This window comes from Pluralibacter sp., from assembly GCF_019237635.1.
Taxonomy (GTDB): domain Bacteria; phylum Pseudomonadota; class Gammaproteobacteria; order Enterobacterales; family Enterobacteriaceae; genus Enterobacter_B.
The window spans coordinates 1-6,708 of sequence record NZ_JAFAGS010000164.1 but is presented as its reverse complement, the minus strand read 5'-3'; the positions used below and the strand labels follow the sequence as shown (position 1 = coordinate 6,708).

The window sequence follows — 6,708 nt, the reverse complement described above, 5'->3', positions numbered from 1 at the left end:
GATCTGCATCGATCCGATGCGATCGGAGACAGTGGATTTCTTCGGCGACGCCATGGAGTGGGTGGCGCCGCACATGGGCACCGACGTGGCGCTGATGCTGGGCATCGCCCATACCCTGGTGGAACACGGCTGGCACGACAGCGCGTTTCTGGAACGCTGCGCCACCGGCTATGATGAGTTTGCCCGCTACCTCACCGGCGAGGGCGACGGCGTGGCGAAAACCGCCGAATGGGCGGCTGATATTTGCGGGATACGTGCGGATAAAATCCGCGAACTGGCGCAATTATTCCATGAAAATACGACCATGCTGATGTCCGGGTGGGGTATGCAGCGCCAGCAATTCGGCGAGCAAAAACACTGGATGCTGGTGACGCTCGCCGCCATGCTGGGACAAATCGGTACGCCGGGCGGCGGCTTTGGCCTCTCTTACCACTTCGCCAATGGCGGCAACCCGACGCGCCGCGCGGCGGTGCTGGCCTCCATGCAGGGCAGCGTGGCGGGCGGTGTGGATGCGGTGGATAAAATCCCGGTGGCGCGCATTGTGGAAGCGCTGGAAAACCCAGGCGCGCCGTACCAGCATAACGGTATGGATCGCCATTTCCCGGATATCCGCTTTATCTGGTGGGCTGGCGGCGCGAACTTCACCCATCATCAGGATACTAACCGCCTGATCCGCGCCTGGCAGAAGCCGGAACTTATCGTGATTTCCGAATGCTTCTGGACGGCGGCGGCGCATCATGCGGATATCGTCCTGCCCGCCACCACGTCGTTTGAACGTAATGATTTAACCATGACCGGCGATTACAGCAACCAGCACCTGGTGCCGATGAAGCGGGTAGTGGCGCCACGCGATGAGGCCCGTGACGACTTCGACGTGTTTGCTGACCTCAGCGAACGCTGGGAGGCGGGCGGTCGCGAGCGTTTCACGGAGGGCAAAAGCGACCTGCAATGGCTGGAGGCGTTCTACCAGATTGCCGGACAGCGCGGCGCCAGCCAGCAGGTGACGCTGCCGCCGTTTAGCGCGTTCTGGCAGGCCAATCAGCTGATCGAGATGCCGCCGAGCGAGCAGAACGCGCAGTTTGTCCGTTTCGCCGCGTTTCGCGCCGACCCGCAGGCGAATCCCCTGAAAACCGACAGTGGTAAAATCGAGATTTACTCCCGGCGTATCGCCGGATATGGCTATGCCGACTGCCCGGGCCACCCAACGTGGCTGGCGCCGGACGAGTGGCACGGCAACGCCCAGGCGGAGCAACTGCAACTCCTTTCCGCCCATCCGGCGCATCGTCTGCACAGCCAGCTTAACGCGACGTCGCTGCGTGAGCAGTACGCGGTGGCCGGCCGTGAGCCGCTGACGTTGCATCCGGACGACGCGCGGGCGCGCAATATCGCCGATGGTGACCTGGTGCGGGTCTGGAACCTGCGCGGGCAGGTGCTGGCTGGCGCGGTTGTCAGCGACGGGATTCGCCCTGGGGTGATTTGCCTGCACGAAGGGGCATGGCCGGACCTCGACCCGCAGGCCGGGGGGATTTGTAAAAACGGCGCGGTCAACGTGCTGACCAACGATCTCCCCAGCTCGCGGCTGGGGAATGGCTGCGCCGGGAATACAGCGCTGGTGTGGCTGGAGAAATACCGTGGGCCGTCGCTGACGCTTACGGCGTTTGATCCGCCTGCCAGTGCATAATCCAGGTCGGCTGGCCGGTTTCTTCCTGCCATGCGCTGTCTTCAATACGAAAGCCCTGCGCATGGTAGAAGTTCACCGCCCGGCTGTTTTTCTGGTACACCTCCAGACTGAGAACCGGATAAAACTGTCGGGCGTAGTTCAGCAGCGCCCTGCCTATCCCCTGGCCCAGGGCGTCCGGCGCAACGAACAGCGCGCCGACGAACCGGGATTCCAGAATGCTGATAAAGCCTTTAATTTCCCCTTCGTTTTCCCAGACCCAGGTTTGCGCGGCGGGCAGATAGACATCCCGCACGATGGCCTCGCTCTCCCGCCAGTACAGCTCCTCAATAAAGGGATGCGCGAAGATAGTGCTGTCCATCCACAGCTTCAGCAGCGGGGCGGTATCGTTACTTTGCCATTTGTGGATCATCATGACCTCCCGGATGGCAGAAACACCCTGTAATGTGGTCATTCACCAGCCCGCAAGCCTGCATAAAGGAGTAGCAAATGGTGGAACCGACAAACTTGAAGCCACGTTTTTTCAGGGCTTTTGACAGGGCATCGGAAGCCGGGGTGGTGGTCGGAATTTCCGCCAGGCTGGCCGCGTGCGTCAACTGCGGTTGGTGGTCGACGAACGACCAGACAAAGTCGGGAAACGCTTCGCCGTTGGCTTCCATCGCCAGAAAGGCGCGGGCGTTGTTGATAATGGCCTGAATTTTACCGCGATGGCGGATGATCCCGGCATCCTGCACCAGCCGCTCCACATCGGCCTCCTGCATCGCCGCCACTTTCTGTGGGTCGAACTGATGGAAGGCGCTACGATAGTTTTCGCGCTTTTTCAGTACGGTTATCCAGGAAAGACCGGCCTGCTGCCCCTCAAGGCAGATCATCTCAAACAGCTTTTGCTTATCGTACTGGGGGACGCCCCATTCATTATCGTGATACGCAATGTAGAGCGGGTCCTGACTCACCCAACCGCAACGTTCCATCTGATTCTCCCAACTTTACTGATAATGATAAGAAAATGCGCAACCTGGCTTGACGGTAGATAGAAAGCGATAATAGTTATTAAATAAAGCAATGCCGTAAAAATCATAACAACATCGACGGGTCTGGCGCTCTCTGGAGTCGCAATAATGATAATCAAGAAATGCACTGGCTTGCAGGGCTGGCTTTGCGCAGGCCCGGCGATTTTGTGGATGTCATGCGTCACATCCTCATTGGCCTGGCAACAGGAATATACCGTTACTGATGGTCAAAGTAATACGGCGGAACGCTATACCTGGGATAGCGATCACCAACCGCGTTACGATGACATTCTGGCCGAACGCATCAGCGCCTCGCAAATGCAGCCGGGCGTTGTCACGAATTCCCCCGATGAGACGCCGCTCAGCGCCGTCCGTACATGGAGCGTGGGCGTGAATTTTCCCATCACTGATACCCTCACCACCGGCCCGGTCGCCAGCTGGCATTATGACGGTTCTGCGACCGCCATCTGGAATGATTTCGGTGACAGCGGCGGGACGACGGCGTTAACCGACCCGATGTGGCACGCCAGCGTCAGCACCCTTGGCTGGCGCGTGGATGCCGTGCCGCTGTGGGGTGTCCACCCCTGGGCGCAAATTAGCTATAACCAGCAGTTTGGCGAGAATCAGTGGAAGCTGCAGTCGGGGCTTAACCGCGTCCCCACGTCGACGCAGGACGGCAACTGGTTTGATGTGACGCTGGGGGCCGATATTCTGCTGAATCAACATTTAGCGGCCTACGCCACGCTGTCGCAATCGGACAATATGATGACCGGTGAGAACACGCTCTATATTATGGGGATTAACGCCCGTTTTTAGCCTCTTTGTTTTTCATTGATGAAACATTATATTTACGTTTGAAGTACACAATTGATGCATTTCGTGTCGATAGTGAGCACTAACTTTAGTGCATTCTCTTTTTTGTCCAGGTCATTCATTCCCGCCTCAGTGCATTTCATTCCGTACTGGCTGCATTTCATGCCTTTTTTGCCCAACGATAAACCGTGCTTCGCTATCGTTAGCAGCAGTTAATTTCATAAAGGCACATCTGCTATGAACGCTGAAACCCGTCACTCTACCCGCTGGCTTACGCTTATCGGCACTATCATTACGCAATTCGCGCTGGGTTCGGTTTACACCTGGAGCCTGTTCAACGGCGCGCTGTCGGAAAAACTGGGCGCGCCGGTAAGCCAGGTCGCCTTCTCGTTTGGTCTGTTGAGCCTCGGTCTGGCGCTGTCATCGTCGGTGGCCGGTAAGCTGCAGGAACGTTTCGGCGTGAAGCGCGTGACGATTGCCTCCGGCATCCTGCTTGGCGTCGGCTTCTTCCTGACGGCGCATGCCAATAGCCTGATGATGCTGTGGCTGAGTGCCGGCGTGCTGGTGGGCCTGGCGGATGGCGCGGGCTACCTGCTGACGCTGTCGAACTGCGTGAAGTGGTTCCCGGAGCGTAAGGGGCTGATCTCCGCCTTCTCCATTGGCGCCTACGGTCTTGGCAGCCTGGGCTTTAAGTTTATCGACAGTCACCTGCTGGAAAGCGTCGGCCTGGAAAGCACCTTTACTATCTGGGGTGCTATCGTACTGGTGATGATCGTATTCGGCGCCATGCTGATGAAAGATGCGCCGAACCAGGCGGTGAAAACGGTCAACGGCGTCGTGGAGAACGACTACACGCTGGCGCAGTCCATGCGTAAACCGCAGTACTGGATGCTGGCGGTGATATTCCTGACGGCGTGCATGAGCGGTCTGTATGTGATCGGCGTGGCGAAGGATATCGCGCAGGGGATGGTGCATCTTGATGCCCTGACGGCGGCCAATGCGGTCACCGTGATTTCCATCGCTAACCTGAGTGGCCGCCTGGTGCTGGGGATCCTCTCCGACAAAATCGCCCGTATTCGTGTGATTACCATCGGTCAGGTGATTTCACTGATTGGTATGGCGGCACTGCTGTTCGCACCGCTCAATGCGCTGGGCTTCTTCGCGGCGATTGCCTGTGTGGCCTTTAACTTCGGCGGTACGATTACCGTGTTCCCGTCGCTGGTGAGCGAATTCTTCGGCCTGAACAACCTGGCGAAAAACTATGGCGTGATTTATTTGGGCTTCGGTATCGGCAGCATCTGCGGCTCGATTATCGCCTCGCTGTTCGGCGGCTTTTATGTCACCTTCTGTGTCATCTTTGCGCTGTTGATCCTCTCTCTGGCGCTGTCTACCACCATTCGCCAGCCGCAGCGCGTGGTGCTGCAACAGGCGCATGCCTGATACGGTTATCGCGATTCTCGTGCAGTAAATAACCTCGGTCGGGGCAAGTATTTACAAAAATGCTTGCCCCGATCACATTTCGTGTTGCTACTTTTCCCATCCCCTGTGGTCTACTTCTTCGCGCTTGTAGACCTTTCTGATTAACGGTCATTTACGCTTCATTTAGCCTGCCATGGTCTTTTTGCACCATTGGCTGGTTTTTTTTATTTCCCTTTTACCAGGGTTGCTTGCAATGAAATATGTGACATCGCTGACCCAGCAGAAGCTGTGCTTCTTGCTGGCTGTTTACATTGGCTTGTTTATGAATTGTGCGGTTTATATCCGCCGTTTTGACGGATATGCACATCACTTTACCGCCTGGAAAGGAATCGCGGCGGTGATTGAACTTGCCGGAACGGTCCTCGTGACCTTCTTTTTACTTCGCCTGCTGTCGCTATTGGGACGCCGTGTCTGGCGGGTGCTGGCGACGCTGCTGGTGCTCATTTCCGCAGGTGCCAGCTACTATATGACCTTCCTGAACGTGGTGATCGGCTACGGTATTGTCGCCTCGGTGATGACCACGGACATCGACCTCTCAAAAGAGGTGGTGGGCTGGCGCTTTGTCGTCTGGCTGGTGGTGGTGAGCGTCATACCGCTTATCGGCATCTGGTGCAACCGGGGAGAAAATACGCTGCTGCGGCAGATGCGTACGCCGGGGCAGCGCCTGAAAAACGTGGTCGCGTTGGTGGTGATAGGCTTTCTGGTGTGGGGGCCGATTCGCCTGCTTGAGCAGCGGCAAAAACAGGTGGAGCGGACCTCCAAAGTGGATATGCCAAGCTATGGCGGCGTGATCGCTAATTCGTACCTGCCGTCCAACTGGATCTCCGCGCTGGGTCTTTACGCCTGGGCGCAGGTGGATGAATCGTCGGATAACAAGTCGTTGATTAACCCGGCGAAGCAGTTTACCTATGTTGCGCCGAAGGGGCTGGATGATACTTACGTGGTGTTCATCATCGGTGAAACAACGCGTTGGGATCACATGGGCATTCTCGGCTACGATCGCGATACCACGCCGCGGTTGGCCAAAGAGCAGAACCTGGTGGCGTTTCGCGGTTACTCCTGCGATACCGCGACCAAGCTGTCGCTGCGCTGCATGTTTGTGCGTCAGGGCGGCGTGGAAGATAACCCGCAGCGCACGCTGAAAGAGCAAAACGTGTTTGCGGTGCTGCACCAGCTGGGCTTTACCGGCGCGCTGTACGCGATGCAGAGCGAAATCTGGTTCTACAGCAACACCATGGCGAATAATATCGCCTACCGTGAGCAGATAGCCGCCGAGCCGCGCAACCGTGGGAAGAGCGTCGACGACATGCTGCTGGTCGATGAGATGAAGCAGTCGCTGAACGTCAATCCTGACGGCAAACATCTGATCATTCTGCACACCAAAGGGTCGCACTTTAACTACACTCAGCGCTATCCGCGCCGCTTTGCTCAGTGGAAGCCGGAGTGTACCGGGGTGGATGATAAATGCACAAAGGCGGAGATGATCAACTCCTTTGATAACTCCATTACCTATATTGATGACTTTATCTCTAACGTGCTGGATCTGGTGCGGGATAAGAAAGCGATTGTCTTCTACGCGTCCGATCACGGCGAGTCTATCAACGAGCGTCAGCACCTGCACGGCACGCCGCGTAAGATGGCGCCGCCGGAACAGTTTCGCGTACCGATGCTGGTATGGATGTCGGATAAATATCTGCAGGACCCGGCGCACGCGCAGTCTTTTTCCTG

General features: G+C 57.2%; 6 protein-coding genes. 4 read left to right on the top strand and 2 right to left on the bottom strand.

Annotated features, from left to right (window positions below):
• On the top strand, nt 1-1,681 hold a 1,681-nt coding region (locus JO226_RS19395; protein WP_296406444.1), incomplete at its 5' end, for a molybdopterin-dependent oxidoreductase.
• Here JO226_RS19395 and JO226_RS19390 read toward each other — a convergent pair.
• Together JO226_RS19390 and tag are read right to left on the bottom strand one after the other, a co-directional pair.
• Entirely contained in the window at nt 1,650-2,090 is a 441-nt protein-coding gene (locus tag JO226_RS19390) for an N-acetyltransferase (RefSeq protein WP_296406446.1), read from the bottom strand. The genes JO226_RS19395 and JO226_RS19390 overlap by 32 nt on opposite strands.
• Nucleotides 2,068-2,649, bottom strand: a complete 582-nt coding sequence (gene tag, locus JO226_RS19385) for a DNA-3-methyladenine glycosylase I (RefSeq protein ID WP_296406440.1) — start codon at nt 2,647-2,649, stop codon at nt 2,068-2,070. The genes JO226_RS19390 and tag overlap by 23 nt, the downstream gene beginning before the upstream one ends.
• A 147-nt stretch (nt 2,650-2,796) precedes the next feature.
• Here tag and JO226_RS19380 point away from each other — a divergent pair, with 147 nt between their 5' ends.
• The 3 genes from JO226_RS19380 to eptB all read left to right on the top strand — a co-directional run.
• Complete coding sequence (locus JO226_RS19380) at nt 2,797-3,504, top strand: autotransporter domain-containing protein (protein WP_296406438.1); 708 nt, start codon at nt 2,797-2,799, stop codon at nt 3,502-3,504.
• Nucleotides 3,505-3,738: 234 nt separating this feature from the next.
• Nucleotides 3,739-4,941: an MFS transporter gene (locus tag JO226_RS19375; protein ID WP_296406436.1), complete on the top strand. Its 1,203-nt coding sequence runs from the start codon at nt 3,739-3,741 to the stop codon at nt 4,939-4,941.
• Nucleotides 4,942-5,173: 232 nt separating this feature from the next.
• Nucleotides 5,174-6,708 (top strand): kdo(2)-lipid A phosphoethanolamine 7''-transferase (gene eptB / locus JO226_RS19370; RefSeq protein WP_296406434.1); only part of this gene is annotated, 1,535 nt, incomplete at its 3' end.